Origin of the sequence: Chryseobacterium salviniae (genome assembly GCF_035819015.1) — a bacterium.
Lineage (GTDB): Bacteria > Bacteroidota > Bacteroidia > Flavobacteriales > Weeksellaceae > Chryseobacterium > Chryseobacterium salviniae.
Map to the genome: position 1 here is coordinate 22,295 of NZ_JAYLAA010000012.1, position 26,357 is coordinate 48,651.

General features: G+C 37.7%; 14 protein-coding genes. 3 read left to right on the plus strand and 11 right to left on the minus strand.

All coding sequences use genetic code 11. The features are described 5' to 3' along the window. Positions 1-140: 140 nt before the first annotated feature. The 6 genes from SOP96_RS02130 to tsf form a co-directional block, all read right to left on the minus strand. A complete protein-coding gene (locus tag SOP96_RS02130; protein ID WP_326319581.1) occupies positions 141-3,545 on the minus strand; it encodes a T9SS type B sorting domain-containing protein in 3,405 nt (1,134 codons plus the stop codon). A gap of 164 nt (positions 3,546-3,709) precedes the next feature. Next, positions 3,710-6,520, minus strand: coding sequence for a T9SS type B sorting domain-containing protein (locus SOP96_RS02135; RefSeq protein WP_326319582.1), 2,811 nt, complete (start codon positions 6,518-6,520; stop codon positions 3,710-3,712). A gap of 186 nt (positions 6,521-6,706) precedes the next feature. Further along, entirely contained in the window at positions 6,707-9,517 is a 2,811-nt protein-coding gene (locus SOP96_RS02140; protein WP_326319583.1) for a T9SS type B sorting domain-containing protein, read from the minus strand. A gap of 269 nt (positions 9,518-9,786) precedes the next feature. Further along, positions 9,787-12,927: a T9SS type B sorting domain-containing protein gene (locus SOP96_RS02145; RefSeq protein ID WP_326319584.1), complete on the minus strand. Its 3,141-nt coding sequence runs from the start codon at positions 12,925-12,927 to the stop codon at positions 9,787-9,789. Between the two features lie 75 nt (positions 12,928-13,002). After that, the gene (locus SOP96_RS02150; RefSeq protein ID WP_326319585.1) at positions 13,003-16,371 is read right to left on the minus strand and encodes a T9SS type B sorting domain-containing protein; all 3,369 of its coding nucleotides are present in this window, start codon (positions 16,369-16,371) and stop codon (positions 13,003-13,005) included. A 181-nt stretch (positions 16,372-16,552) separates the two neighbouring features. Further along, positions 16,553-17,377, minus strand: coding sequence for a translation elongation factor Ts (gene tsf, locus SOP96_RS02155; protein ID WP_326319586.1), 825 nt, complete (start codon positions 17,375-17,377; stop codon positions 16,553-16,555). 145 nt (positions 17,378-17,522) lie between these two features. On the opposite strand from tsf, the gene SOP96_RS02160 reads away from it, so the two are divergent. Beyond that, positions 17,523-18,230: a DUF6759 domain-containing protein gene (locus SOP96_RS02160; RefSeq protein ID WP_326319587.1), complete on the plus strand. Its 708-nt coding sequence runs from the start codon at positions 17,523-17,525 to the stop codon at positions 18,228-18,230. 56 nt (positions 18,231-18,286) lie between these two features. On the opposite strand, the gene SOP96_RS02165 is transcribed toward SOP96_RS02160, so the two are convergent. Both SOP96_RS02165 and gltX read right to left on the minus strand, forming a co-directional pair. Beyond that, positions 18,287-19,243 carry an acetyl-CoA carboxylase carboxyltransferase subunit alpha gene (locus SOP96_RS02165; RefSeq protein WP_326319588.1) on the minus strand — a complete coding sequence of 319 codons (957 nt, stop codon included), beginning with the start codon at positions 19,241-19,243 and terminating at the stop codon, positions 18,287-18,289. Positions 19,244-19,291: 48 nt separating this feature from the next. Beyond that, positions 19,292-20,806, minus strand: coding sequence for a glutamate--tRNA ligase (gltX, locus tag SOP96_RS02170; RefSeq protein WP_326319589.1), 1,515 nt, complete (start codon positions 20,804-20,806; stop codon positions 19,292-19,294). A 123-nt stretch (positions 20,807-20,929) separates the two neighbouring features. Here gltX and SOP96_RS02175 point away from each other — a divergent pair, with 123 nt between their 5' ends. Next, the gene (locus tag SOP96_RS02175; protein WP_326319590.1) at positions 20,930-21,274 is read left to right on the plus strand and encodes a phosphomannose isomerase type II C-terminal cupin domain; all 345 of its coding nucleotides are present in this window, start codon (positions 20,930-20,932) and stop codon (positions 21,272-21,274) included. A gap of 47 nt (positions 21,275-21,321) precedes the next feature. Here the strand turns inward: SOP96_RS02175 and SOP96_RS02180 are convergent, their stop codons facing one another. Then, positions 21,322-22,206, minus strand: coding sequence for a hypothetical protein (locus SOP96_RS02180; RefSeq protein ID WP_326319591.1), 885 nt, complete (start codon positions 22,204-22,206; stop codon positions 21,322-21,324). Positions 22,207-22,266: 60 nt separating this feature from the next. Between SOP96_RS02180 and SOP96_RS02185 the strand changes: the two genes are divergently transcribed. Continuing rightward, the gene (locus SOP96_RS02185) at positions 22,267-24,330 is read left to right on the plus strand and encodes a glycosyltransferase (RefSeq protein WP_326319592.1); all 2,064 of its coding nucleotides are present in this window, start codon (positions 22,267-22,269) and stop codon (positions 24,328-24,330) included. Between the two features lie 8 nt (positions 24,331-24,338). Here SOP96_RS02185 and SOP96_RS02190 read toward each other — a convergent pair whose 3' ends face one another. Together SOP96_RS02190 and SOP96_RS02195 are read right to left on the minus strand one after the other, a co-directional pair. Next, complete coding sequence (locus SOP96_RS02190; protein ID WP_326319593.1) at positions 24,339-25,310, minus strand: hypothetical protein; 972 nt, start codon at positions 25,308-25,310, stop codon at positions 24,339-24,341. A 5-nt stretch (positions 25,311-25,315) separates the two neighbouring features. Then, positions 25,316-26,356 carry a glycosyltransferase family 2 protein gene (locus SOP96_RS02195; RefSeq protein ID WP_326319594.1) on the minus strand — a complete coding sequence of 347 codons (1,041 nt, stop codon included), beginning with the start codon at positions 26,354-26,356 and terminating at the stop codon, positions 25,316-25,318. Position 26,357: the final 1 nt, after the last annotated feature.

A 26,357-nucleotide genomic window follows, 5' to 3' on the forward strand; every position in this document is an offset into this window, starting at 1 on the left:
GAATTGCATCAATTTATACCTATTTTAGTAGTGAAAACTGGTTAAAATTATATTAAACTTTAGTATAGAACTGTTAATAAATGTTATAAATAATTCTTCTTGGCGAAATCAGATAAAGACTTACTTCAATAATTCTGAAATTAATAATTTTTAACCAACAACCAGCTCGTATATTTTACGGTAGTTGTCCCTTTAGATTCAGTCCAGCTCAGGAAATACCAGTAAGTTGCGGTGTTTATAGGCCTTCCTCCCTGGATTTTGCCGTCCCAGATAAATCTGTTGGACTTATCTCCCCTAAATATTTCAGCGCCATATCGGTCGAATATTCTAAATACTATATTTTCTTTATCCATTAATGCTGAATAATCAATAGCATCATTATATCCGTCAAGGTTAGGTGTAATAGTATTGATAAGATTAATCATGACAAAGGTTTTTATCACATCACCGCATCGGTTGGAATCGCGAACATAAGCAATCTGATTTCCCCGCGGAACATTCATGAAAACATTAGAGCTTTGCCAGTTTATTCCGTCTAAAGAATATTCATAAGGCGGAGTTCCTCCGCTCACACCTATGGTTACGGTGTTCCCGTTTATTTCAATACTGCCTATTACCGGAAGTACAGATTCTGTTACTGTAACATTCTGCCTGTAGGTACAGCCTTCGAAAGTAAGATCCACCCAATAATTACCGGCCACTACATTGCTGATTGAAGGTGTCGTAGCGCCGGTACTCCATACATAACCGGTAAAGCCCGGCCCTGCATCCAGAGTAGTTTTTGTTTGCGGACAAATAACTTTACTTACCAGAATATCAGAATCCTTCGGTGTTTTTAGATTGATTATGATCGATGCTATATTAGGGCATACTCCTGCTTTTTCAAAACGGATGTAGATAGTTTGTACACCGGAAATAGCAACAGGATTTGGAAGCGGGGCAATATTATTCTGCGCATTCTGCTGTGTCGCAAAGAAAGTATGAGTTACCGCAGGATCATTGGTAAATTGACTGATATAAGGTAGTAAATCAATTATTTTGATACCATCCAGATCATCATCGCACATGGTTTCGGAAACGGCTGCATTTGTCAATGGAATTTTAGGTCCGATGGTAAAATTAAGCGGTTTTACTACCGGTGCACATCCGTCAGGCGAATCTACTCTTATGTAAATGGTTGTGGGAGCATTATAAGACCAGTTATTCGGAAGGGTATTGTTATTTCCTATATTGGCATCTGCTATATTAGCATAATATCTTATTAACGGAAAATAATTAGGATTTGATAAGACAATAGGAGTAATGTTGGATAAAATAACTTCAACTGTACCATCCAGATTATCATCACAAAATGTTCCTGTATAATTATTAATAATAGTGGCGTAAGTATATAGATTTAGTGTGATCTGGGCAATACTTTTACAGCCCAGATTATTTTTAACTACTGCATATACAATAGTTGCGTTGGCAGCCGTATAATTGGCTGGAGCTGTTATCAATGCTGCCGGGGTTTCATTTTGTGCATCCAGCAATGTAGGATAATAGGTAATAGCCACCGGAGAATTAGTGGTGATATTGGCAGAAGTTAAATTAAACACTCCCTGTCCGGAGCCATTGTTGCAGGCAGTAAGCGTAGCATTATTTACAATCACGGCCTGAATATTCATCGTAACGGTTACAGTTTCACAGTCGGTAAAAACCGGATCATTTCCACAAAAAGTATAGCTGAAAGTATCAGTGGCCGCCGTTCCTGGATTCGTTACCGTGTATGTGATTATTCCTGTAGCCGGATTTACGGTTGCCGTTCCCAAAGTTGGTGTGGTAACAATAGATACGGTTGAAGGGACAGGCGTTTGTGATGAAGTTGTAAATGCAGGAGTAATTGTTTTGGAAGTACAAAGATCGTAGGCTGAGGATGAAAGTTTTGTACAGTTTAATACCTTAAATTGTTCCGTTACCAGCGGAGCGCAGCTTCCCATAGTTACAGAGCAGGTGTAATATCCCGATTGGGTGGGAGATATAGATGGGGCGGTAGCTCCGGGAATTAAAGTTCCGTTGTTATACCATTGGTATGTGTCGTAAATAATTGGGTCAACGGTAAGAATAATACCGGGAGCACAGTCTCCTCCTGTTTTAAGAATAACAGGCTGTGTAGGGAATCCTGCGAAAAAGCCACCGTATCCTACGGCATCACTACCTGCCGTAATACCTGCCGTAATAGCTTTGGAAGATACAACTGTTATGGTTCCTGCGGTGTTAGGAATGCCATAAGTAACCCAGTTATTGGTTCCCGTCATGTTAAAAGGACCCGTTGTAGCGGGCGGTACAGCGCCGTTTACAGTAACCGCTGCACCACGTTCCGTGATGAGGTTTAACTTGGTGGGGACATTTAAAATTCCGGATGGATTTCCATTTGAAAATACAAAATTTTCATTGATAAGGCCAAGTTCATTGATTTGTTTAGGTAAATAGCAGTTCAGAGCAGGAATAAAGTTAAATCCTCCTGTGGCAACCTCGTTTCCTGCATTGCTTGCCCCTGCAAGAACCTGATAAATGTAGGCATTTTTAGATGTTCTAATATATAGGTTATAATGATCATTTCCCTGAAGCTGGTATTTTGAACCGGGAATCATGAAATACTGTCCGATATCTAATGTCGCAATGGGCGCTGTTTCATTATTAACGCGTATTTCTGTATTGTTTTCGGTGGCAATGACAAGAGCACCTTCCATATTTGAAGTAAGGGTCCCGTTACCTTTTACCAATGCAAATTCATTTCCGAGCCTTTCCACAGGAACTGCCTGATCCATAAGAATATCTGAGCTGGTAGCAAAATTTCCGGCATATTGACCGTTAAAGTTACCGTTTGTAACGTTCACCGGTTTGCTTGATACAATTTTAGCACCTATAAAGCCGTCAAAATTCCCGGGGATATTTCCTATTCCGTCTATGATATAAGATTGGCCTTTATTTAGAGTAAAATTTATGGTAGGGTTGGTAACACCGGTTGTTCCGTTAGAAAATTGTACCCCTGGTTTGTATCCCGAAACCGTGACGGTTGTATTATCTTCCGTTGCCAGAATACTTGTCATGAAGTTCAAGATATTGTTGCTTACAGTAATGGGAGCGTTCGCCGCATAAAAAAGTTTCCCTGTAGAAGGTATCCCTTTAGAGGTTATAATTTCGGCATGGTTAAATACTGAAAACCTGAGATTGGCATAAAAAGGAAATTCGGCCTTTACATGAAGTCCCTTAGTAGTTGGGATAAAAAGATCAGTCTGCTGGGTGGTAATAATCATATCCCTGGGAATATCAATTTTTTGGGGATTCCCCTTACTGATGATTACGGTAGCAATTATTGTATTGTTGTTGTACACATCTACCGGAAAAGGTGTGGTACGGTTAGTGGAAAGATAGAGTCTTTGGAAAGGATTAGGATTTGCAGTTCTATCTATCATAGGCGCAAACCAATGTTCTCTGTCCAATTGGGCAAACAAAGAGCTGAAAAAATAAAATATAAATAAAACAGATAGAACTTTTTTCATTAAGTTATTGCTTTTATTACAAATTTAATAATAAAATATGTTTGTTTTATTTAAATAATCAAAATAAACTGCTTACGATCATGTTTTTTAAGTTTTGATTTAAAATTAAAGAAAAGAGACCATCTCGAAAGACGGTCTCTTCTTGAATAATGAGTGGAAATATCTTATTCTCTGTTTTTTACCATGATCCATCCGGAATATTTAATCGGAGTATTCTTGCTGTTAGGCTCATTCCAGCTGATATCAAACCAGTAATTGCCTGTGGATACTTTTTTACCTCCGATCGCTCCATCCCATTTATAGCTGTTTGCTTTATTTCCTTCATGGATTTTACTTCCGTAGCGGTCAAAAATATTGAATTTAAAATTCGGTTTGTAAGACAATGCCGAATAATCAAGAATATCATTAACACCGTCTCCGTTAGGTGTAATGACATTGATTAAATTGGGAACGGTAACCTCCACTGTGATGGGATCACAACCATAATCATCTTTTACATAAAATACAGTATTGCCTCGCGGAACATTCGTGAAAATATTAGAATCCTGCCAGTTGATATTATCTGATGAGTAGCTGTAAGGTGCCACCCCTCCGATTGTGTTTACTGTAACGGTATTATTTGAAATTTCAATATTTGAAATAACAGGCTGCTCGGATGGATATACTTTTACATTTTGCCTTGCTACGCAGTCTCCTGTTTTCAGGTCTACCCAATAGGTGCCTACAGTGACATTGTTAATCGATTGGGTAGTTGCTCCGGTGCTCCACTGATATCCGTCAAAACCTGTTCCGGCATCTAATGTCGTGGTGTCTTCCATGCATATGATTTTATCTTCAAGCACAGAAGAATATACAGGTGGAAGTACAATTAAGGTCACTTTAGCTATTCTGAAACAGCCGTTTGCATTGCTAACTTTTATGAAAACTACGCCATTTGGTGCAATATAGTTATCTGGATTCAGGATTTCGTTGGTACCGTTCTGTGCATCGGTAGGAGACGGGTAATACTGTTTTACAATTCCGGTAGTTCCTGTTACTGGGGCAGTGGTAAGGTTAAATAATGCTGTTGCCGGATTAGATTCTATAAAACATGATCTTAAAGTAGCATCATTCACCGTTGGGCTCTCAGAAACGGTTAAGGTTAAGGTAACCTGTTCGCAGTCTACAAATTCAGGATCGTTGCCACAGAATTTATAAACAATAGTATCATTACCTGTGAATCCGAAATTCGGGGTATAAATAATTACGCCATTCGGATCAATAACTGCCGTTCCGTTTGCCGGTGGCGTTACAATGGTTACCGTACCCGGCACATAAGTCTGTGTGGAATTGGTAAATTCAGGAATAATAGCCTGAAACCCTTCACAAACCGTAATGTTTTTTGTAGAATTTTCAAGACAAGTAAACACTTTGTAGATTGGTGTGGTAGCAGGAGGGCAAGATCCTACTGTAATTCTTACGGTATAATTTCCGGCAACCGTTGGCGTATAGCTGTTAGAGTTAGCACCCGGAATAGGGTTTCCGTTCAGGAACCATTGGTAGGTTTCGTAGCTATCATCTACTTCAAGTACAAGCCCCGGAATACAGTCTCCCGTTTGTTTTGCAATCAAAGGAATGGAAGAGAAACCAGCGAAATATCCACCGTATCCGGCTGTGCTGTATCCACCGTTTACTCCTGCGGTTACTGCTTTGGTTGAGGTAACGGTTACATTTCCTGTAATTCCTGTAATAGCATACGTAACCCACTGCGCATTTCCGGTAAGGGGATAAGGGCCCTGAGCGGCAGTAGGCGTATTGCCATTCACGGTAACAGCTGCCCCAGCTTCTGTTAAAATATTTAACTTTAAATTGATGGCGGAAGTAATACTCGGCATCAGATTGATATTGCCAATTTCATCTATTTTTCTTGGTAAAAAACAATTCAAAGGGGGTATATAATTGTACCCTCCCGTATTATTGGCAGAGCCTGCTCCTACAAGCTGATACAGGTAAACATTTTTCGTGGTTTTCACGTAAAGGTTTGAATGGCCTCCGCCCTGATCTTTATATTGATTGGCGAGAATCCTGTAGTATTCGCCTTCATCAATACTGGCAACAGGGGTTGTAGCATCATTAAGATAAATATCGGTACCATTTTCGGTGCCGATTATAATTCCACCTTCCATGTTTGCGGTGCTGGTAGAAATACTTTTTACCATGGCGAATTCGTTGCCGAGACGATCTGTAGGGACAGACTGGTCCATAATAAGGTCGGAGCCGTCATTGGTTCCCGTTGCATAAAATCCGTTAGAGTTTCCGTTTGTTACAGAAATAGGTTTTGTAGCTTCTATTTTTGCTCCGATAAATCCTTCTTTGTTGGCTACTACGTTATTGTTACCGGTAAGAATGTAAGATTGTCCTTTATTCAGGGTTACGGTAAGTGTAAGTGGCGTAGGAGTTGGGATGTTCACGAACTGTACGTTCGGGTCATATCCGGAAATGGTAACAATGGTATTATCTTCTGTTGCCATAATTCCTGTGGTAAAATTATACAGTGATCCGGTAGTGGTAATAGGAGTAGCAGCTGCATAAAACTTTCTACCAATCCCGGCTTTACCTTTCGAGGTAATAATTTCCCCGTGCGAACTTATGGCAGCTCTGAGAGAAACAAAATAAGGGCGTTCTCCTTTAGTGTATACTCCCATATTGTTGGGAACTCCGGCAGCAGAGACATTTGTGGTTCTTATTACATTAGTATTAAGAGTAAAAACCTGTGGTGCTCCTTTGCTGATGGTAACAGTGCCAATAATAACGTTGTTATTGTAAATATCAACTGCAAATGGGGTGGCAGCGTCTGTTGAGAGATACAGCGCATGATTGTAATTAGAGCCTGAAGCATCAAAATAAGGCGCAAACCAATGGTCTGTATCTCTTTGTGCAAAAAGCGTATTAATGCTAATAAACATTAATAAGAAAGACAATAGAAATTTTTTCATAAATAGGAATTAGGATTATTGCAAAAATAATAGAATATTTTATAAATTGATAGTGCTATTTTTAAAAAAAGGCCCTGAATTGAAAATTTTTTATAAAACGAAGAATCTTTTTATAATAATTTGAAAAGCATTTAATAAAAAAGACTGTCTTTAGACAGCCTTTTTTATTAAATATTCTACTTTTTGTCAATCTATATTTTTCACTAATATCCAGCCTGTGTATTTTATGAGTGTATTCTTTTTATTGGTCTCATTCCAGCTGATATCAAACCAATAGCTTGCGGTAGATACTTTTCTTCCTGCCATCGTTCCGTCCCATTTGTAGCCGTTGGCTTTATTTCCTTCATGAATTTTACTTCCGTACCGGTCAAAAATATTAAATGTAAAATTGGGTTTATTAGCCAGAGCTGAATAATCCAGAATATCATTTATCCCGTCTCCGTTGGGCGTAATGACATTTACCAGATTAGGAACGGTAACTTCTACCGATGCAGGATCACAGCCATAATCGTCTTTTACATAGAACACCATACTTCCTCTCGGAACATTTGTAAATACATTGGATTCCTGCCAGCTGATATTATCTTTTGAAAATCTATATGGTGCAGTCCCGCCTACAACATGGATGGTGACAGTATTATTAGATACTTCGATATTCGAAATAACCGGCTGTTCGGATGGGGATACTGTTACGTTCTGCCTTATCACGCATTCTCCCGTTTTCAGCTCTACCCAATAGGTGCCTACGGTCACATTATTAATAGATTGGGTGGTTGCTCCTGTATTCCACTGATATCCGTCGAATCCGGGCCCGGCATCCAATGTAGTTGTCTTTCCCGTGCAAATGGTTTTATCTTTAAGGATATCAGAATAGGCCGGAGGTATTACGAGAAGCGTTATTTTAGCTATTTTGAAACATAAGCTTGTTATGCTCACCTTTACAAAAACAATACTGTTCGGCGCAATATATGTTGCTGGATTCAGGATTTCATTGGTGCCGTTCTGTGCATCTGTATTAGTTGGATAATATTTTTTTACAACTCCGGGGGTTGATGTTACCGAGGCTGTCGTAAGGTTGAACGAAGCTGTTGCATTATTCGGGTTATTTAAACATGATCTTAAAGTAATATCATTCACTGTCGGGCTTTCAGAAACAGTTAAGTTTAACGTTACCTGTTCGCAATCCGGGAATTCCGGATCGTTGCCGCAAAATTTGTAAACAATGCTGTCATTTCCTAAAAATCCGGGATTCGGGGTGTAAATAATTACTCCATTCTGATTTATGGCTACTGTTCCATGTATCGGAGGTGTGACAACGGTAACTGTATTAGGGGCATAAGTTTGTGCAGAATTGGTAAATTCAGGAACAATTTCATGAAAAGCTTCACAAATTATCAAACTTTTTATTGTTTGCTGAAGGCATTTAAAGACCTTGTATATTGGTGTTGTAACCGGGGTGCATGTGCCTACCGATACTTTAACCGTATAGTTTCCTGCGGCTACAGGCGTGTAGCAGTTAGAGTTTGCTCCTGCAATAGGATTTCCATTCAAAAACCATTGATACATATCATAATTATCTGCGACTTCAAGGATAATACCAGGAATACAGTCTCCGGATTTTTTTGTAATTAATGGAACTGATGAAAAGCCTGCGAAATATCCTCCGTATCCTGCGGTTCCGTATCCTCCGTTGATTCCTGCAGTAACTGCTTTGGTTGAGGTAATAGTTATGTTTCCTGTAATGCCGGTAATGGCATAGGTTACCCACTGTGAATTTCCGGTAAGGGGATAAGGGCCCTGTGCGGGTGTAGGTGTAACACCGTTCACGGTGACAGCAGCCCCTGCTTCAGTTAAAATATTCAGTTTTAAATTGATAGGAGCCGTGATATTCGGCATGGCATTAATATTTCCAATTTCATCGATTTTTCTTGGAAGAAAGCAGTTTAAAGGAGGGATATAGTTGTATCCGCCGGTATAATTGCCTGCGCCTGATCCTACAAGTTGATATAAGTAAACATTTTTGGAGGTTTTTATATAAATATTAGAATGCCCTCCTCCCTGATTTTTATATTGATTGGCGAGAATCCTGTAATATTCTCCTTCATTAATGGTAATAACAGGATTTGCAGAATCATTCAAATATATATCGGTGTTGTTTTCTGTCGCAATGATAATTCCACCTTCCATGTTATGAGGGCTGGTTGAAATACTTTTTACCATTGCAAATTCGTTACCAAGACGATCGGTAGGGACAGACTGATCCATAATTAGGTCTGAGCCGTCAGCATTTCCTGTAGCGTAAAATCCGTTAGAGTTTCCGTTTGTTACGGAAATGGGTTTTGTAGCTTCTATTTTTGCTCCTATGAATCCTTCTCTGTTGGCTAAAGTGCCTGCGTTTCCAGTAAGGATATAAGATTGGCCTTTGTTAAGTGTAACACTAAGAGCGGACGGGGCTGGTGTTGGGATATTTTGAAACTTTATATTTGGATTGTATCCGGAAATGGTAACAGTTGTATTGTCTTCTGTTGCCATTATTCCTGTCGTAAAATTGTACAAAGAACCGGAAGCTGTAATAGGAGCGGCAGCTGAAAAGAACCGGGTTCCAATACCTGCTTTACCTTTAGAGGTTATAATTTCGCCATGTGTAATTCGGGCAATTCTCAAAGAGACAAAATAGGGGCGGTCGCCTTTTGTGTATATTCCCATATTTTTAGGAACTCCGGCGCTGGAAAGATTCGCAGTTCTTATAAAATCAGTATTCAGATTAAATATTTGAGGTGCTCCTTTACTGATGGTTATGGTACCGATAACAGCATTGTTATTATAGATCTTTACTTCGAATGGAGTTAAGGAATCTGTTGAAAAGTATAATGCATGGCTGTAATTAGAATTTGATGTGTCAAAATATGGTGCAAACCAATGCTCCGTGTCTTTTTGAGCAAAAGTTATGTTTGTACCAATGAATAATAAGAAGAATGTAAATAAAATTTTTTTCACGACTTAACAATTAATATTTATGCAAATATAAATGATTATTTTGTTTATATAATCAATAAAAATAGATTATAATTATATAAAATATATTATTTTGTCGATAAAATTGTTAAATCAATTATTTCTACAAACCGTTGTGATTTAATACTACATGAATGTCTCAAATATTTTTGTATATTAAAAGCCTTTTTTCGGAAAACAACAAATTGGCAGAATGATAAAAAAATAGGCTATCTCAAGAGACAGCCTATTTTTTTTATCAATAATCCTTATTAATCTATATTTTTCACTAAAATCCAACCGGTATATTTGATCGGAGTTTTTTCCTTATTAGGTTCATTCCAGTTAATGTGATACCAGTATGTTCCGGTTACAAGCTTTTTATCATAGTGCTTCCCATCCCATTTATAATTGTTGAATTTATCTCCGGTGAATATCTTGTTCCCATATCGGTTATACACAACAAATGAAAGATTGTCTTTGTAAGAAAGTTCACTGTAATCGATAAAGTCATTCTTATTATCTCCATTTGGTGTAATGGCATTAATGAGGTTGGGTACAGTGATTTCAACAGAAACCGGTGTACAGTTGTAGGCATCTTTTACATAGAAAACATGCTGTCCTCTTGTAAGCCCGGTAAATACGTTAGAATCCTGCCAATTAGCTGGAGCATCAACGGCGTACTGGTAAGGTCCTTTACCTCCTGTTACATTAACAGTTACTGTATTGTTAGAAATTTCAATTTCGCTAATAACCGGAGTGTCTGCTTTTTTAACCTTTACAACCTGTTTTACAAAACATCCGTTATCTTCAAGAATTACCCAGTATTCTCCCACTGAAACCCCTTCCAATACTTGGGTTGTAGCTCCGGTATTCCATTCGTAAGAGGCGTATCCAGGCCCTGCATCCAGATTGGTTCTTCCATCGATACAAATAATTTTATCAGTAAGAGTAGCAGATCTTTTTGGAGGAATTACCTTTAGATTAACCTTCGCAATAGAATAGCACTGATTGCTGTTGTATACTCTTATATAGACAGTTCCGTTTCCGGAGATATAAATACTTGCATTTAGGATCTCATTGGTTCCGTTGCTTGCATCAACAAATGTAGGATAGTATTTTTTTGTAACAGGGCTTTCTGCTGTTACACTGGCAATAGTAAGGTCGAATCTCGCTTTGCTTTCATCTGTCTCAAGGAAACACTCGCTTAATGTTGCTTCTGTGACTACAGGTGAAGGTAAAAATGCTAATGTGATTTTGGCATTTCCAACACATCCCTCATTGGTGGTTACCTTTACGTATACAAAACCTTCCGCTGAGAAATAGTTGGTAGGATTTGTTATTTCATTGGTTCCTGCATTAAGATCTGCCAAAGTTGGGTAGAACTTTTTAATAACAGGGCTGTAGGTTGTAACATTAGCTGTTGTAAGATCAAAAAATCCTTTTCCATTATATTGGCATGTTCTAATGGTAGTGTCAGTTAAAATAAAAGGAACAACATTTAAATTTAAAGTTACTTTCTCACAATCAACAAACTCAGGAGCATTACCGCAGAACTGGTATACGATTGTATCTGCCCCTAAATATCCGGGGTTCGGAATGTAAGTAATCTGCCCTGTAGATGGGTTTAGCGTTGCTGTTCCGTTTGTAGGATAGGTAAGAATCGTTACCGTACTTGGCAAAGGAGTCTGTGTGGTATTGAATGAAAATGTTGGTGTAATTACTTTAGTAGCACATGCATTAATGTTAGTTGTTGTATTGGTGATGCAAGAGAATACTTTGTAAACCGGTGTTGTTACCGGGGGACAGGTTCCCATTGTTACTTTCACAGTATAATTTCCAGCCTGAGTAGGTGTATATACATTTTGGGTAGCACCCGCAATTGCAACATTATTCAAAAACCACTGATAGGTTTCAAAACTATCATCAACCTCAAGAATAATTCCGGGAACGCAATCTCCGGTTTGCTTGGCGATCACCGGAACCGATGAAAACCCTGCAAAATATCCTCCGTATCCCACAACGCCGCTTCCTCCCGCAATACCTGCTGTTACAGCTTTTGTAGAATTAACCGTAACGTTGCCGGATAATCCTGCAATGGAGTAGGATACCCACGCTGTGGTACCCAGAACCGGATATGGGCCCTGTGTTGCAGTTGGCGTAACAGGTGCTCCTGCTCCGACGGTATAGGTAACCGCAGCTCCTGCTTCAGTAAGAATGTTTAGTTTAATATCATTAGTAACACCATTCAGATCATTAATTAATGCGATCTCATCAATTTTTCGGGGTAAGAAACAATTTAAAGGCGGAATATAATTATAACCTAATGTTGCAATACTGGTTGCAAGGCCGGCAAGAAGTTGGTAAACATATACATTTTTAGAGGTTTTAATGTACATGTTATAATGTTCATTCCCCTGATTTATATAATTAACGTTATTAGCCGGAGCTGTTGCATTAGGTCCGTTTACCCTGTAAAATTGTCCTTCGTTCAGGGTTGCTACTACCGGGCCGCCATTAATTCGTACTTCTGTATTGTTTTCGGTAGCAATAATCAGGGCATCTTCCATCTGTGCAGAAACATTACCATTTCCCTTTACCAAAACAAATTCATTTCCTAATCGCTCTACCGGTACAGACTGGTCCATAATAATATCCGAACTTCCTCCGACAGTTCCCCAGGAAAACTGTCCGTTGAAGTTACCGTTGGTTACAGATATTGGTTTATCAGATTCAATTTTAGCACCAATAAATCCGCTTGCGTTACCGGATTGATTTCCCACTCCTTCAATAATATAGGATTGCCCTTTATTAAGCGTGAAAGACATGGATGGAGTGGTGGCTCCTGTGGTGCCGTTTGAAAATACAACACTTGGAGAATATCCTGAAACCGTAACAACCGTATTGTTTTCCGTTGCGAGAATTCCTGTTGTGAAATTATAGATGGTTCCGCCGCCTAAATCTGTAATAGGCGCAGCTGCTGCATAGAACTTTTTACCAATTCCGGCTTTTCCTTTCGATGTTATAACTTCACCGTGGCTTGGCACCGAAATTCTAAAATTGGCATAATAAGGTCTGGAACCTTTTGTATAAATACCCTTTGTGATTGGTGTAAAGGCATCGGCTTGCAATGTTGTGACAATATTTGAGTTTCCGGCGTTTATTGGAAGGTTGTATATTACCGGACTCCCTTTAACAATGTTCACTGTAGCGATTACGGTATTATTGTTATAAATATCCACATCAAATGGAACCGTGGAATCGGTAGAGAAATAGATGGACTGGCTGTTTACACCACCGGTTAAGCCTGTCTTATTTTTCATCGGTGCAAACCAATGTTCTGTATCTCTCTGTGCAAATAAAGTATTAATTGCCAATAGCATTAATACGAAAGATAATAGAAATCTTTTCATATGGGATGGATTATGATTTCTACAAAAATAAACTATTATTCAATATATTGCTAAAAAAACATCAAAAAGTTGTTTTTATTCACGATTTTTAATTAAAACCCAGCCAGAGTATGAAACCGGCAATTTCGTATCAGGCTCCGTCCACTTCAGTACATACCAGTATGTTCCGGTAGATAAAGGTCTTCCATTCACCTTTCCGTCCCAAATGTAGTTTTTGTCGGAAGATTTGTAAACAGGAGCTCCATAACGGTCTACAACTTCTATAGAAACATTTTGTTTAATTCTAAGATCTGAATAGTTCAAAGCGTCATTGATGCCGTCTCCATTAGGAGTAATTGCATTGATGAGGTTTAATACTAAAAATTCTTTAATCACCGGAGAGCATTGGTCTGCTCCCAAAACGTAAGCTTTATGAAGTCCTCTTGATAATCCCGTGAATATATTGGAAGTCTGATAATCAATTCCATTTAAAGAATAAAGATATGGAGGCGTTCCTCCGGAAACGGAAACTGTCGCATTAAAGCCTGAAACTTCAATTTTAGTAATCGCAGGAGACGGTGAAGTGGTAACATTTACAGACTGACGGTAGATGCATCCGTTGAATTCAAGATCTACAAAATAGCTTCCTTCGCCAGCGGTTATGGTTTGGGAGGTAGCTCCTGTGCTCCATTTGTAAGAGGCAAAGCCAGGTCCTGCATCCAGTATGACTTTTTCGCCATTACAGACAACCTGATCTTTCAGGACATCAGATTTTTTGGGAGCTTTTAAAATCAATGTTAAAACACCAGTGCCCGGGCAATCTGTTGCGCTTGTAAATCTTATATAAAAGGTAGTTGAAGCTGTGGTAATAACCTGGACAGGGGATAAAGCGTTGATTCCCGCCTGAGCATCTGCTAAAGTGTTGTGGAATGTTAAAGCTACACTGGTATTTGTTGTAAAAAGGTTTTGATAGTTACTTAAATTAACAGTTTCAGAGCCGTTAATATCATTGTCGCAGATATTTGCATTTGCAGCTGCATTAAGTAATGTAATCCGGTTACCTATTTTAAAATCAATCTGCCCGAAAGCGGACGGACAACTTCCCGTAAGTGCATCTGCACGAACATAAACCGTTGTGTTGACAGTATAGCTCCAGTTGATGGGTAAATTATTGGCATTTCCTGCATTGGCATCCGTCTGCTGAAGATAGTATCTTACATTAACAGCGGCGGGATTGGGAACGATTGCAGCGGTAACTGTTGAAAAATTAACATTCACCATTCCGTCGAAATTATCATCACACAGTATGGCGTTGAAATTTGCGGTATTCACAGAAGGCGAAGGGTTGGTTGTTAATACAATTTCTGCGGCTTTTGTGCATCCGAACTGAGAAGTAACCTGGGCATAAACAGTTCCTGCAGGACCGTTATAAGCTGCAGGAGTGGCAATTGGCGTACCCGATAATGCAGCATTGGTAAAATATTGAACCGTAGTCCCGGAATCCGGAGTAACTGTTACCGAAGTAAGATCGAAGGTGCCATTTCCGTTAGCATCTGTACATGATGTCAATGAGCCATTTGCGGTTTGTAATGCATCAATATTAACAATAATTTTAAAATACTCAAAATCAGCAGGGTTTCCGTTTCCTTCGGTGTAATAAATAAAGGTATCCGTAGCATCTGCTGTAAGCCCGGGGTTTGGAGTGTAGGTAATTTGTCCTGTTGCTGGATTTACCGTTGCCGTTCCGTAAGTCGGTGCCAGGATTATACTGGTATTGGCAGGGACTATTGTTTGGGCAGATGTTGTGAAAGCAGGAGAAATAACTTTAGTGTTACATGAGCCGATATTGTAGGTGGTTGTTGTAATAGGCGGACAAAGGGTATAATTATATCCTGTTGTCAGTTTAGATTCACAATTATTTTTTGTTACAAGGCATGTGTATGTTCCGGCTCCGTATAATTCAGGGTTGATAGAATATGATGTTGCACCCGGAATCGGATTTCCGTTGAGATACCATTGATAGCCGTCATAACTATTGTCTACCTGCAATAAAATTCCCAGATAGCAGTCCCCGGTTTTTGAAATGACAGGAACAGATGAAAATCCGGCGAAGTAACCGCCATATCCCACAGCACCACTTCCGGAAGCAATTCCTGCGGTTACAGATTTGGTTGAATTTACGGTAATAGTTCCTGAAATGCTTGGGATAGAGTAAGTTACCCAGTTTGGATTGCCGCTAACAGGAACCGGGCCGTTGATCGCAGCAATAGGATTTCCGTTTAAAGTAACAGTTGCGCCAGTTTGGGTGATAATATTAAGCCTTGTACTGAATGTCTGGTTTCCGATTTTATTAATAAAGCCGATTTCATCAATTTTATTTGGAAGAAAACAGCTTAGCGGCGGGATAAAGTTCATTCCTCCCGTTGGATATTCGTTTCCGCCGGAAACTCCAGCCAAAAACTGGTATACATACACATTTTTGTTGGCAGAAATTCCCATATTGTAAATTCCATTTCCCTGATTAACGTAATTCAAACTCGGAATCATATAATATTGTCCTTCGTTCAGGGTAATTCCTGAGCTTACTCCGTTAATTGTAATCTGGGTATTATTTTCCGTGGCAATAACCAATGCAGACTCCATTTGTGATGTTACAGAGCCGTTGCCTTTTACCACAGCGAAATCTTTTCCCAGCCTGTCAACCGGAACTGCCTGATCCATAAGAATATCATTATTGCTAAGCCCGTTTGCGGGATAATGCATTCCATTAAAATTTCCATTGGTTACAGAGATTGGTTTTGTGGCTGCTATTTTTGCGCCGATTAATCCATCAAGGTTGAACGGGCTGTCTACGGCACGAACGTCCATAATGTACGATTGCCCTTTATTAAGTGTGAAAGCTTTTGTTGGAGTAGAAGAGCCGTCGGAAAAAATAACGTTTGGATTATATCCGGACACGACGATTGAGGTATTGTCTTCTGTAGCAGTTATTCCTATTGTTGAACTGATTATTGGGGAACTTACGTTCGGGGCATTGCTGTTATTCGGAGCCATTGCCGCATAAAAAATAGTTCCCAACCCCGCCAGTCCTTTTGAGGTGATAATTTCTGCATGGTTCTGAACAGAAAATCTGTAATTGGCAAAGAATTTTTTGGTTCCTTTTACATGCATCCCCATAGAATTCGGGATGAAAAGATCCTGCTGATTGACAGTGATAAGAAAAGAATTTGGGATTGCTACTTCTACAGGATTGCCTTTGCTTACCTGTACTGTTGTATATAATGTATTGTTATTGAAAATTTGAACATTAAAGGGCGTAATCTCGTTCGTTGAGACATATAAATAACCTTCCAGTGCGTTGTCTCCAACTTTTGATGCCATTGGCGCAAACCAGTGATCTGTATCAAGCTGTGCGTTGTATAATAAACAAAAAAAAGTACAAATGGTTAGTAGAAATTTTTTCATGTTTGTCAATAAGGGATGCAAATGTAAGTATTAAAAATCAATTATTTATCTAAAATTTAAACATCTGATATATAAATTTTACTTTTGTTGAATATTTAATATATGTTTAATGCAACACAGGATATCATAATAAAAAATCCCGATGCTTAGCACCGGGATCATATTTTTAAATAAGCAAGAATTATAAGCTTACTCTTACAAATCCTGTTACTTTAAGATCTGCATTTACAGATTTTACATAGTCGGCAACAGTGATGTTCGCATCTTTTATGAAAGACTGGTGTACCAATGTGTTGTCTTTGTAGAATCTTTGCATTTTACCTTTAAGGATGTTTTCAATAATATTTTCAGGTTTTCCTTCTTTAATAAGAAGTTCTCTTTCAATTTCCAATTCCTTGTCAATCGTTGCCTGAGAAACAGAAGTTTCGTCAAGAGCAATCGGGTTCATGGCAGCTACCTGCATAGAAACAGCTTTTGCAGCTTCAGAAGCTCCTTCTACATTGGCAGAAAGTGCAGTGATAGCAGCGATTTTGTTTCCTGCGTGGATGTAAGCTCCTAAGAAAGGCCCTTCAATTCTTTCGAATGCGCCGATCTCAATTTTTTCACCGATTACACCCGTCTGCTCAACTAATTTTTCAGCAACAGTAATTCCGTGGAAATCTGTAGCTAAAAGTTCTTCTTTTGTAGCAGCAAAGATTGCCATTTCAGCAAGTTCGTAAGCAAGCTCAATGAAAGCTTCGTTTTTACCAACGAAGTCGGTTTCGCAGTTTAATGAAATAACAGCACCCAGCGTGTTGTCTTCATTTACTCTTGCGATCACTGCTCCTTCAGTAGATTCTCTGTCTGCTCTGTTAGCAGCCACTTTCTGTCCCTTTTTTCTAAGGATATCTACTGCTTTTTCGAAGTCTCCTTCTGCTTCTACTAAAGCTTTTTTGCAGTCCATCATACCTGCACCTGTTTGGTTTCTCAATTTTGCTACGTCTGCAGCAGCTGGTGTATAAGACATAATATCTATTATTTTTTTTATTTAAGATTCGTATTAATTTTTAGCTTAATTTTAAAGCGATGCAAAGATAATGATTTTAATGATAAACTAAAAAATGACTTTTTGCGTTATTTATATATTTAATAATTTTTTAAATGTCTCTTTAATGAAAAAAATATTTCTTCTTATATTTTTATGCATATTTACCCTTGGTTTTTCACAGAAAAAGAAAAAGGCAAAATCAAAAGCTATTGTTGAAAAGGAAACAGCTATTATTTATAGCGAAAGTGATGCGGAAGCCACTGCTGAAGCCAGAGTTGTTGCAGGGTTCCTGAAGCAGAACCCAGGACATGCCAAAACAGATTATTTCAAAAGAAAGCTGATGAAGATCGTAATGGCAAATAATTCTCCGGAAGCCAAGCCAACGATAAAAACGCTGAGCGAAGACAAAATCAAACAGATGGTTATTGATAACAACAACCTCAATAAAGGAAAGGCTATAGCTGCTAATGCAGGCACTGCAACTCCTGAACGAACCGTAAGTTATGCCAGTGTTGGCGCAGCAGCAGGCAAAAAATCCGAAGCAAGTGAAAAAAATAAAAAAACAGCAGCCATGCTTACCCACATTTTTAATAATGACCCGATGGATAAGGAAGCTTACATCAATATCAGAAATCGGTCAAAATGTAACCTGATTGTAAAGATCAACGGAAAAAAATACTATAATCTTGATGTTCCGGCAAACGGACAGAATTTCCTGCTGGTGGAAAAAGGGGAATACATTCTTACAACTATGGTTTGTGATGCCAAGTATTCATCTCTAAAAAAGATCACCAAAGATATTGAGATCGAACTGAATCTGAGAGAGGATTAAAATAAAAATATATGATATAAAAAGCCGGTTAAGAATTTCTTAACCGGCTTTTTATATCATCCTTTAAACTGCCCCATGGCAATAAACTTATCCTGTCTTTGGGTTTCGAGTTCCTGTCCTGTGAATTTTGAGAAGGCTTTGATATTCTGTAAAATAGAAGTCTTCAGATTCTGAAATGCACCTGTAGGATCATAGTGTGCTCCTCCAAGAGGTTCTTCAATAATACCGTCGATAAATTTCTCTCGTAAGGCATCTTTCGGAGTAAGGTTCAATGCGTTGGCCGCATCTTCCTTGTGGTCCCAGTTTCTCCAGAGGATGGATGAGCAGCTTTCCGGAGCGATTACGGTATACCAGGTATTTTCCAGCATATATACTTTATTTCCTACACCAATTCCTAATGCTCCGCCGCTTGCTCCTTCACCGATAATATAAGTGAAGATGGGCGTTTTAAGCTGAACCATCTCAAAAATATTTCTGGCAATAGCTTCACCCTGACCTCTTTCTTCAGCTTCCAATCCCGGATAGGCCCCCGGTGTGTCTATCAAAGTTACGACAGGGATCTGAAACTTTTCAGCGAGTTTCATGAGGCGCAACGCTTTTCTGTATCCTTCAGGATTCGGCATTCCGAACCTTCTGTGTTGTCTTTCTTTTGTAGTTCTTCCTTTCTGAGTACCAATTACCATCACTTTCTGACCGTCAAGTGTAAGTAAACCACCTACCATTGCCGGGTCATCGGCATAATTTCTGTCTCCGTGAAGCTCAAGGAAACTGCCTTTATCTGCTATTCCGTTGATAAAATCCAATGCGTAAGGGCGATCCGGATGACGGGAAAGTTGTACTCTCTGCCAAGGCGTAAGATTACTGTAGATTTCTTTTTTCTTTTCTAAAATCTTATCCTCGATTTGGCTACATGCTAATTTTACATCAACACCACTTTCTTCTCCTACCAAAGAACATGTCTGAAGTTGATCCATTAGTTCTTTTATAGGAAGTTCGAAACTTAAATATTCCATTTCTTGAAGTAAATTAAATCTTTCAAATTTATGAAAAATTATATGAATCTATTTAAAATTATTAATTGCATTGTTTATTCTGGAGATAGTTTCCTCTTTTCCAAGAAGTTCCATGATGTCTGGTACATCAGGACCTTTGAGTTCTCCTACCAGCGAAAGGCGCAAGGGCATCATCACTTTTCCCATTCCCAATCCTTTCTTTTCGGCAAAATCATGAATGGCCTGCTTTAGCTGTTCAGCATTGAAATCTGTATTTTCCAAAGTGGAAATCAATTCTTCAAAAATACCGGAAGTTTCTTCATTCCATGCTTTCTTTGAAGCTTTTTCATCATAAGAAGCAGGTGCTTCGAAAAAAAACTTTCCTTTTTCATTATCAAGAGTAAGATCTTTTAAAAAGGTTAATCTTTCCTTCATTAATGATATTATTTTCAGTAATTTTTCATCTGAAAGCGTTGTATTAAAGTCTGAATTTTTCAAGATTTCAAGCAATTCTTTATCAGATTTTTGCTGAATATACTGATGGTTGAACCATTCCGCTTTTTCTTTGCTGAATCTCGCCCCGGCTTTATGAACTTTGTGTAAATCGAACTCTTTTGCCATTTCGTCCAGGGATAAAATTTCTTTATCATCTGCAGGAGACCATCCCAAAAGCGCCACCATGTTGATGAATGCTTCCGGAAGATACCCGCTTTCTCTGTAACCTTTGGAAACGTTTCCTGTTGCAGGATCCGTAAAATTCAGAGGAAAAACAGGAAACCCAAATTTATCGCCGTCCCTTTTGCTGAGTTTACCTTTTCCCTCCGGCTTTAAAATCAATGAAAGGTGCGCAAACTGCGGAGCTTCCCAACCCATTGCTTCATATAATAAAGTATGTAACCCTAAAGAAGGCAGCCATTCTTCACCACGGATCACGTGGGAAATTTCCATTTCGTGGTCATCAATAATATTGGCAAAATGGTACGTGGGCATTCCGTCGTTTTTTACCAGGACTTTATCATCCAACGTGTTTGTATTAACTGCAAAATTTCCACGAATAATATCTGTAAGTCCTAAAGTACGGTCAATGGGCATTTTGAATCTTACGACATACGGCGTTTTTTCGTCAAGCAGCTTTTGTACTTCTTCTTCAGAGAGTGCCAAACTGTTTCTAAGCTGATTTCTGGTTCGGTTGTCATAAGAGAAAACCTCACCTCTTGCTTCATATTCTGCGCGGATGGCATCCAGTTCTTCCGCGGTGTCGAAAGCGATATAGGCATAATCTGTTTTCAGGATCTGTTCTGTGTATCTGTCGTAAATATCTCGTCTTTCAGACTGTCTGTACGGAGCGAATTTTCCTCCTTTTTTAGGGCTTTCATCGGCAATGATCCCGCACCATTCCAAAGCTTCTTCTATGTATTCTTCTGCGCCTTCCACGTATCTTGCGGTATCCGTATCTTCAATTCTCAATACAAATTCGCCACCCTGGTTTTTAGCAAAAAGATAATCATATAATGCGGTTCTTACACCCCCCAAATGCAAAGGTCCTGTAGGACTTGGAGCAAAACGTACTCTTACTTTCTCCATTTTCAATTTAAATTTTGTGCAAATTTACTTAAAAATATACGGTTTTAAGAATGTTTAAGAGATGGTTTGCTTGCTTTTTTGATCTGAATATTTACTTTTGTATAATAAAAAAAGCCGTAAATTATGTTAGAAATAGGAGAGAGACCCTGGGGGAAATATTATGTTTTGGCAGATGAACCGAACTATAAACTAAAAAGAATAGAGGTAAATCCGGGCCAGAAGCTTTCTTATCAGTACCATCATAAAAGACAGGAGCAGTGGACGATTATTAAAGGTGATGCAACGGTGGTTCTGGACGATAAGGAGATCAGTCTAAAGTACGGAGAAAGTATTTTCATCCCTCTTGGTGCAAAACACAGAATGATGAATCTTTCCGAAAAGCCTGTGGTATTTATTGAAGTGCAGACCGGAACATATTTTGGGGAAGATGATATTGTGAGGATTGAGGATGAATATGATCGAAATTAATCTTTAGTAAATATAAATGGCTGACTGTAATTAAGACAGCCGTTTTTTTAGAACAGACTTTTCAGCCATAGTTTGAATTTTTTTGTGCCTGAAAGATTGAGCTTAAGTTCAGGCTGAGGAAACTTCCTCTCAAATGCTGTTATAAAATCATCAATATTTTTTGAGGGAAAAAAAGAAAGCTTATGCCAGTCTGAAGGAGAAAGCGGATGAAAATCAATGAATTCAGTGTGGTTTTCCGAATGAATGCTTTTCCAGAATTCAAAAAACTTCATCGTGTCAAAATCATTTTTGTGTCCCCAGTTCATTATTTTTTCAAGGATTTCATTTTCATCTCTTGCCCATGACTGATGAATGAGGCGATATTCGAGGGATAATGTTCGTCCTGTATTGGTTCTTCTTGCGTATTGGTATTTTGGATAGTTGGTGATAAGGAAGCATTTTTCTTCAAATGGCTCAACAATATAAAAACCATGTTCATCATGCCGGAATAAGGTGACCCAATCTACCTGAAAATTAATAGGATTTTTTTCAGGATTTGCCAAAAGATATTGGTGTTTTCTTAAGAATTGAGAGAGCTTTTTAAAGTCATAAGCATATTCATCACCATCAATTTGAATGTGCCATCCTCCATTTCCCATTTTTTCCGCCATCATATTTCTTTGCCTTGTTTCCAGTTCCATAGGGGCACTACCGGGAATAAAAAATTTATCTTTATAAAATATAATTTTATTGTGCTTATCAAGACTTCTTATTTCTGAGAAAAAACTTTCAGGAATGTTTACATTATTGCCGGCCCAAGTTTTATTGTTTTCATCATAGCTTATCACAATACGGTCTACATGATCGTAAATTTGTTTTACAGAAGTGAAAATATAAGAATAATCATAAGATAGTAGATAGCCTGCTTTGATAATGTTTTTTTTGTCTCTCATAATAAATGCTTATTTTCGTTAGCCGGAATATTTAAGGCATGACAAAATAATAAATTAAAAATGGGAATTAAAAGATTTTTTAAAAATAAAATCAGGGATCGTAATTTTATTAAGAATAAGAGAATACTTAAGATTAATCATTATGATTTAGATTTTTTTGAAAATTTTACCTTTAATTTCACTGTTGGCGAAAGTCCTGAAGTTTCAATTATTATTCCCGTTTACAATCAGATAAGATATACTTTAAACTGCCTTTATACCATCGATCAGTTTGACCGTGATATTCAAAAGGAAATTATCATCATCAATGATAAAAGTACAGATCATACTTTAGAATATTTAAAAAAGATTAACGGAATAACCATTATCGATAACCCGGAAAATTTAGGCTTTCTCAGAAATATTAATAAAGGCATCCAGGCAGCAAAAGGGAAATATGTATACCTTCTGAACAACGACGTTGAGGTTCAGGAAAATTATTTGTCAAGCCTCCTCAATGTTTTCAAAAGTAAAGATAAAGTGGGTGCTGTAGGCTCTAAAATGATCTTCGCTGATAACACACTACAGGAAGCCGGATGCCTCATCTTTGAAAATACAGAAATTGTAAACCTGGGAAGATGTGAAGCTATTGATACACCAAAATATAATTTTTTAAGAAAGGTTGATTATTGTTCCGGATGCAGTTTACTTTTTCAAAGAGTAGACAGTAGCGGCAATCTCAATCTCCTGGATGAAGCTTTTCTGCCTGCTTACTATGAGGAAACCGATCTTTGTCAGCGTTTAAAGTATGAACAGGGTCTGGATATTTATTATCAGCCGGGTTCCGAAATTATTCATTTTGAAAATATATCTTACACAGGCAAAGACAATGGTAAAGAACTTCTGCTTCAAAAGAATAGGGAAATCTTTATGAGCAGATGGAATCAATATTTTACCAATACAAGATTTCTTGATAAAGGAAATGCCAATAATCTCAACGTTTTTTATAAAAAACCGAATATTTTAATTCTTGAAGAACTTATTCCGAAACCGGACAAAGATTCGGGTTCCAGGAGGTTTTTGGAAATCGTAAAGATTCTTCAGAAAAATCAGCACAGGATAATTTTAGCAGTAAAACAGCTTAGTGATGAAGATGACGTGTATGTAAATTTTTTCAGAGGTATTGGTGTTGAAGTCTGCAAAGATTTTGTCAATGCACAAGACAAGATGGTTAAAATTAAAGATCAGGTACAGGAAGCCCTTCAATTTGTAGATATTGTCTGGATTTTCAGGCCGACGGGTTTTGATTTTTGGTATAAAATGATAAAAGATAAACTTTCCGGACAGAAAATAGTGTACGACATGGTAGATCTTCATTATCTGAGAATGGAGAGGGAAAATGAATATATCGCCATAACAAAAGACCGTAAAAAGGAAATGAAATTCTTTAGGGAAACAGAATATTCTGCTATGCAGAAAGCAGATGTAGTTGTTTCCATCAGTGATGAGGAAAAGAAAATCGTTTCCGGACAAGGTATTCAGAATGAGAAAATATTTACGGTAAGCAATATTCATGAACCTGTGAAGGTTCAGCATGTAGCATATTCCGACAGGAAAGATCTTTTATTTATAGGCGGTTTTTATCATATGCCGAATATGGATGCCGTAAAATTCCTTTACGAAAACATAATGCCTTTGGTTTGGGCTAAAGATGATACGATTAAAATTAATATACTCGGGCCGGATTTTCCTGACGAAATAAAAAAACAATATAATTCAGAGCGCTTCTGTATTCTGGGATATCAGAAAAGTGTTGATTACTGGTTTGAAAACTCAAGAATTTTTGTAGCACCGCTAAGATACGGAGCCGGTGTTAAAGGTAAAATAGGCCAGGCTCTGGAATTTTCCCTGCCCGTAGTAACAACGGAGATCGGTGCAGAAGGAATGGGCCTTGTGGATGGAGTGACCGCTTTGGTATCGGGAAATAATGCAGAACATTTTGCAGATAAAATCCTGGAACTTTACCACAATGAAAAACTATGGAATACCCTTCACCAAAATAGCAGTCAGCCTCTCGAAAAATTTTCTGTCAATCAGCAGGAGAAAAATATCAAAAGTATGTTTGAATATTTAGGATTCAAATAAAGCTGTTATTATTGTATAATTTCCCTGATCCAGTTGCTAAAGCCATATTTTTTCACAATTTCTTCGGGAATTTTGTAGTAAGGTTTTTTCAGAAACTGTTTAATATTTTTATAATTGTCGTTTTCAATGATAAAGATATTGTCAGGATGGTAAAAGTCATAATTTTTTACTGTAATATTGTCTGTAATTACTTTTTTCTGATAATAAAGTCCTTCAAAAAATCGGATAGAAAGTCCGTTATGCAGAGGATCTACAAAATCCAGTAGAATGTCTGAGTTTTTTACATGTTCCAGGTTTTCCTCAAAAGTAATCCTGTTTTTAATGTAGGTAATTTTGCTGTTTTTACGTTCCGGCTCAGTGAAGTACTGAATGAATATGGAGAGATTTACATCAAAAGCGGAAACCTCATCAATAAATCTGTCGATTTTTTCTTCCCTGCTTTTCCAATATAATCCCACGAAATAAAGACTAGGATTTTCAGTATGGTATGGTTTGTAAAACGGAGGAAGATGATCAAAATAAAAATTGGTAATCTGCCTGATATTATGCTGATTTTTAACTTTTTCAAAACAGAAAAAAGTGTCAAATAAATCGAAATATTTTTTAACCTCAGGAAACTTTTCAATCCCGTCCCACTGGTAGGCGATCAGTTTCGAAGTTTTTTCTTTGAGTTTTTTTATGAATGAAACCGGAAAATTATCTGGGCGTATCACCAGAATATAATCCAGTTTACTTTCTATTGCGGAAAGATTGCCTTCAAGCTCCTCTTCAAAATGGCGATTGATCAGTTTTTGCTTATAGCCTTTATCCCTAAGGATATTTTTGATAAAAAAGTTTTTAATACTTTCAAGCCCGCGGTATTTGAATTTTGAAACTTTATCTGTAATAAGAAAAGGCTCAAACCCTGCTTTTGTAAGATTATTGACAAAAAGCTGTTGGAAATCTGAATAATCAGGCATTATCAAAAGAAATTTTTCCATTTTCATCATTTTGAATTTGAATTGAAAATACGGAACATGATGATTTTAAAATGCTTTCGCAGACTATTGACAGGTCTGTTGAAGTATTCCCTTTTTATAGTATTGCTATCCTTTAAACTGATGGTATTGAGGTATTTAAAGTAAGTTTTCTCAATATTTTTCAGGTTAATCTCATCATTGAATTCAGGATTGGCTTCCCTAAATGTCCTTTCCATTTCAAGTACCGCTTCATCGGAATAATTTGAATCGTGTTTAAAATTTCCGATAACTATTTTTTTCAGATAAGCTATATAATAAGCACTGATATTCTTCTGCGGATAGGTAAGATAATATTTATTGTAGATGGTTTTAATAATACTCAGATAACCTAAAAGATTTTTATCGCTTTTCTTTTTAGTGATCGACTGTGCATTGTCAACAGTATAAAGGTAAGTAATTTCAGGAATGAACATCACGTTTTTGGCCCTGAACATTGTTTCGAAAAACCATAATTCATCTTCATGGTAGATTCCGCTTAAAAATTTCAGATGATTTTCTTGGATGAATACTTTTCTGTAAAGTTTATTCTGTGCAATAGGACTTAAGCCTTCGGTCATATTTTTAATGAGAACCTCAAAATGATTGTTGGCAATTACTTGCTTTTCAGAAGGATGAGGTAATGATGAAATGTTTTCTTTTTTGTACCATGAATAAGTGGCTGTTTTTCCAACGATAATATCTTCTTTTCCGGTATAGGCGGAAACGAGGGTTTCGATAGATTTTGGTGGAAGGAGATCGTCACTGTCACAGAAAAAGATAAAATCTCCTTTAGCTTTTTCCAGCCCGAAATTTCTTGTATCAGAAAGCCCTTTATTCTGTTGGTCATACATTTCAAACCTTTCATCGGAAAAAGTGTTGATAATTTCCAGCGTATTGTCCGTGCTTCCGTCATTGATCAAAATGCACTGGATGTTTTTATACGTTTGATTCTTAATGCTTAAAAGTACTTCATGCATGTAATGCGAAGCATTGTAACAAGGAACAATAATGCTTACTGAAAGGTTCATG

Excerpts from the sequence above, each read along its gene's own strand:
- SOP96_RS02130 (WP_326319581.1), bottom strand. The coding sequence starts at position 3,545 with ATGAAAAAAGTTCTATCTGTTTTATTTATATTTTATTTTTTCAGCTCT.
- SOP96_RS02135 (WP_326319582.1), bottom strand. The coding sequence starts at position 6,520 with ATGAAAAAATTTCTATTGTCTTTCTTATTAATGTTTATTAGCATTAAT.
- SOP96_RS02145 (WP_326319584.1), bottom strand. The coding sequence starts at position 12,927 with ATGAAAAGATTTCTATTATCTTTCGTATTAATGCTATTGGCAATTAAT.
- SOP96_RS02150 (WP_326319585.1), bottom strand. The coding sequence starts at position 16,371 with ATGAAAAAATTTCTACTAACCATTTGTACTTTTTTTTGTTTATTATAC.
- tsf (WP_326319586.1), bottom strand. The coding sequence starts at position 17,377 with ATGTCTTATACACCAGCTGCTGCAGACGTAGCAAAATTGAGAAACCAA.
- SOP96_RS02160 (WP_326319587.1), top strand. The coding sequence starts at position 17,523 with ATGAAAAAAATATTTCTTCTTATATTTTTATGCATATTTACCCTTGGT.
- SOP96_RS02165 (WP_326319588.1), bottom strand. The coding sequence starts at position 19,243 with ATGGAATATTTAAGTTTCGAACTTCCTATAAAAGAACTAATGGATCAA.
- gltX (WP_326319589.1), bottom strand. The coding sequence starts at position 20,806 with ATGGAGAAAGTAAGAGTACGTTTTGCTCCAAGTCCTACAGGACCTTTG.
- SOP96_RS02175 (WP_326319590.1), top strand. The coding sequence starts at position 20,930 with ATGTTAGAAATAGGAGAGAGACCCTGGGGGAAATATTATGTTTTGGCA.
- SOP96_RS02180 (WP_326319591.1), bottom strand. The coding sequence starts at position 22,206 with ATGAGAGACAAAAAAAACATTATCAAAGCAGGCTATCTACTATCTTAT.
- SOP96_RS02185 (WP_326319592.1), top strand. The coding sequence starts at position 22,267 with ATGGGAATTAAAAGATTTTTTAAAAATAAAATCAGGGATCGTAATTTT.
- SOP96_RS02190 (WP_326319593.1), bottom strand. The coding sequence starts at position 25,310 with ATGGAAAAATTTCTTTTGATAATGCCTGATTATTCAGATTTCCAACAG.
- SOP96_RS02195 (WP_326319594.1), bottom strand. The coding sequence starts at position 26,356 with ATGAACCTTTCAGTAAGCATTATTGTTCCTTGTTACAATGCTTCGCAT.